Annotated in this window: 2 protein-coding genes and 1 pseudogene; all 3 read left to right on the top strand. The window is 72.8% G+C overall.

Annotated features, from left to right (window positions below):
• Nucleotides 1-193 (top strand): annotated as a pseudogene (locus tag ABZW03_RS39520) (SGNH/GDSL hydrolase family protein); the annotation flags it as partial.
• A gap of 63 nt (nt 194-256) precedes the next feature.
• Nucleotides 257-1,483, top strand: a complete 1,227-nt coding sequence (locus ABZW03_RS39515) for an acetyl-CoA C-acetyltransferase (protein ID WP_355269520.1) — start codon at nt 257-259, stop codon at nt 1,481-1,483.
• Nucleotides 1,484-1,775: 292 nt separating this feature from the next.
• Nucleotides 1,776-2,714, top strand: a complete 939-nt coding sequence (locus ABZW03_RS39510) for a hypothetical protein (RefSeq protein ID WP_355269518.1) — start codon at nt 1,776-1,778, stop codon at nt 2,712-2,714.
• The last annotated feature ends 64 nt before the right edge of the window (nt 2,715-2,778 follow it).

Here is a 2,778-nt window from a genome sequence, read left to right as displayed (position 1 = left end):
GGCGGCCGGGCGGGAGGGCACCGAGGTGGCGGCCCTGCCGGCGGAGGGCGCCGGCCGCCGCTGGGCCCAGCTGAGGCACCGGCTGCGGATCGGTCTGCCCGGCCCGGAGAGCGGGAAGGAAGCCGGTACGGCCCCTGGCAGCGCGCCCGGGAACACGTCGGCCAGCTCACACGCCGGCACGGGTGACGCCTGATCTACCAGGCGGTAACTTTCCTCCCGGACGTCAGGTCCGCCGTCACCCAGCGAGGAGCCCGCCATGCCCGAAGCCGTCATCGTCAGCGCCGCCCGTTCGCCGATCGGCCGGGCCTTCAAGGGCTCGCTCAAGGACGTCCGCCCGGACGACCTGACCGCCCACATCATCCAGGCCGCCCTCGCCAAGGTGCCGCAGCTGGACCCGCGCGAGATCGACGACCTGATGCTGGGCTGCGGCCTGCCCGGCGGCGAGCAGGGCCACAACCTGGCCCGCATCGTGGCCGTCCAGATGGGCATGGACTACCTGCCCGGCGCCACCATCACCCGCTACTGCTCCTCCTCGCTGCAGACCACGCGAATGGCGCTGCACGCGATCAAGGCGGGCGAGGGCGACGTCTTCGTCTCGGCCGGCGTGGAGACCGTCTCGCGCAGCATCCACGGCACCTCGGACGGCCTGCCGGGCACCATGAACCCGATCTTCGACGAGGCCCAGGCCCGCACCAAGAAGCGGGCCGAGGAGGGCACCGGGGAGGAGGGCTGGCACGACCCGCGCGAGGACGGGCTGCTGCCGGACGCCTACATCGCGATGGGCCAGACCGCCGAGAACCTGGCCGCGCTCAAGGGCATCACCCGCGCCGAGCAGGACGAGTTCGGCGTCCGCTCGCAGAACCTCGCCGAGGCCGCCATCAAGGCCGGCTTCTGGGAGCGCGAGATCACCCCGGTGACGCTCCCGGACGGCACCGTGGTCAGCACCGACGACGGCCCGCGCGCCGGCGTCACCCTGGAGGGCGTCTCGGGCCTGAAGCCGGTGTTCCGCCCCGACGGCACCGTGACCGCGGGTAACTGCTGCCCGCTGAACGACGGCGCGGCCGCGCTGGTCATCATGTCCGACACCAAGGCCCGCGAGCTCGGCATCACCCCGCTGGCCCGGGTGGTCTCCACCGGCGTCAGCGCGCTCTCCCCCGAGATCATGGGCTACGGCCCGGTCGAGGCCTCCCGGCAGGCGCTCCGGCGGGCCGGCCTGACCATCGACGACATCGACCTGGTCGAGATCAACGAGGCCTTCGCCGCCCAGGTGATCCCGTCCTACCGCGACCTCGGCGTCGACCTGGACAAGCTGAACGTCAACGGCGGCGCGATCGCGGTCGGCCACCCCTTCGGCATGACCGGCGCCCGGATCACCACCACCCTGATCAACTCCCTGCAGTGGCACGACAAGCAGTTCGGTCTGGAGACCATGTGCGTCGGCGGCGGCCAGGGCATGGCGATGGTCGTCGAGCGCCTCAGCTGACCCTCCGGGCGGCCTCCGGAAGGGTCTGGACCACCCATTTGGAGTGACGCAGCGTAATTGAGGGCCGGATCACACCGCGAGGTCGATCCGGCCCTCTTTTCTTTCGTTTCCGGCCCGGAAATCGACACTGCGGAGCGGATCAACTCCACTGCGTAGAACGGTGTTACCTAACAATTTGGGGACAAGGAGGAAAGTCACGGACGAATTGGACATTCGCCACTGCGGTAACAGCCCCCCATGCGGCAATGTGGGACACGTAACCCCGTTCCGCTCCTCGCTAGGAGTACGTTCCGTGAGCGCCGTCTACACCATCCTGCTGCTGATCCTGATCGCCGTGTCGACCGCCGTGCTGCTCCACCTCCGCGGACTCTCCCGCCGACTGGACGCCCGGGCCGCCGCCCCGGCCGTGCCCGCCCCGGTGGACGAGGCCGCGATACGCCGGGCCGTCGCCGAGGCGCTCGCCGCCGACCGCGAGCGGGAGATCACGGAGGCCCGGGCGTTCTGGGCCGAGCAGGAGGCCCGCGCGGCCGAGGACGCGCCGCTGTTCGACTCGCCGTTCTCCGGCGCGTTCTCCGGCACCGACGAGTGGCCGCTCTTCTTCCCCCGCCCCACCGGTCCGCAGGACGCCGTCGACAACGCCGGGACGATGGACCCGGAGTTCGGCGAGGCGCTGCGCTCCGCGCTGGAGGACCTGATCAACGAGGGCGGCGGCGCCCCGGCCGACTCCGGCCCCGAGGGCGGCCTGCCGCTGCGCCCCGGCCACCCGGTCGGCGAGACCAAGGAGGCCCGGGCCCGCCGCGAGGCCGACCTGCTGGCCACCGGCCTGGAGGCCGGGCTGCTGGACGCCGACCCGGCCGTCGAGGAGGCCCCGGTCGCCGCGCCCGACCCGCGCCGCCACCCCTCGCACCCCGACTTCGTCCCCAGCCAGGCGCCGTCCCGGGAGTGGACCGACGGCCGGCTGGCCGCCCTCGCCGAGGAGGCCGTCGCCCTGGTCGACGTCCGCCCGGGCCCGCTGGGCACCCTGGACGTGTACGCCTTCGCCGACGGCACCACCCTCTGCGTGGCCCCGGGCGACCGGGAGGCCGCCTACCGGCTGATCGACGCGGTCCGCGCCGGCGAGCACGTCCGACTGCTCGGCGGCTCGCGCTTCTCCGGCTCGTACTCGCTGACCTTCTCCACCGACGAGGAGGCCGTCTACGTGCTCGCCGACCGGGTGGTCGCCAGCATCTGACACCAGCTCACCGCACGGGGATCACAGCGCGCCGAAGGCCGGCCGGGTCACGGGGTTACCGACC

The organism is Kitasatospora sp. NPDC004799 (genome assembly GCF_040609095.1).
Taxonomy (GTDB): domain Bacteria; phylum Actinomycetota; class Actinomycetes; order Streptomycetales; family Streptomycetaceae; genus Kitasatospora.
Note: the sequence above shows the minus strand (reverse complement) of the source record. Positions and strands in the feature narration are given on the sequence as shown.

Bases quoted from the DNA above. Each gene is read 5' to 3' on its own strand.
- ABZW03_RS39515 (WP_355269520.1), top strand. From the start codon at position 257: ATGCCCGAAGCCGTCATCGTCAGCGCCGCCCGTTCGCCGATCGGCCGG.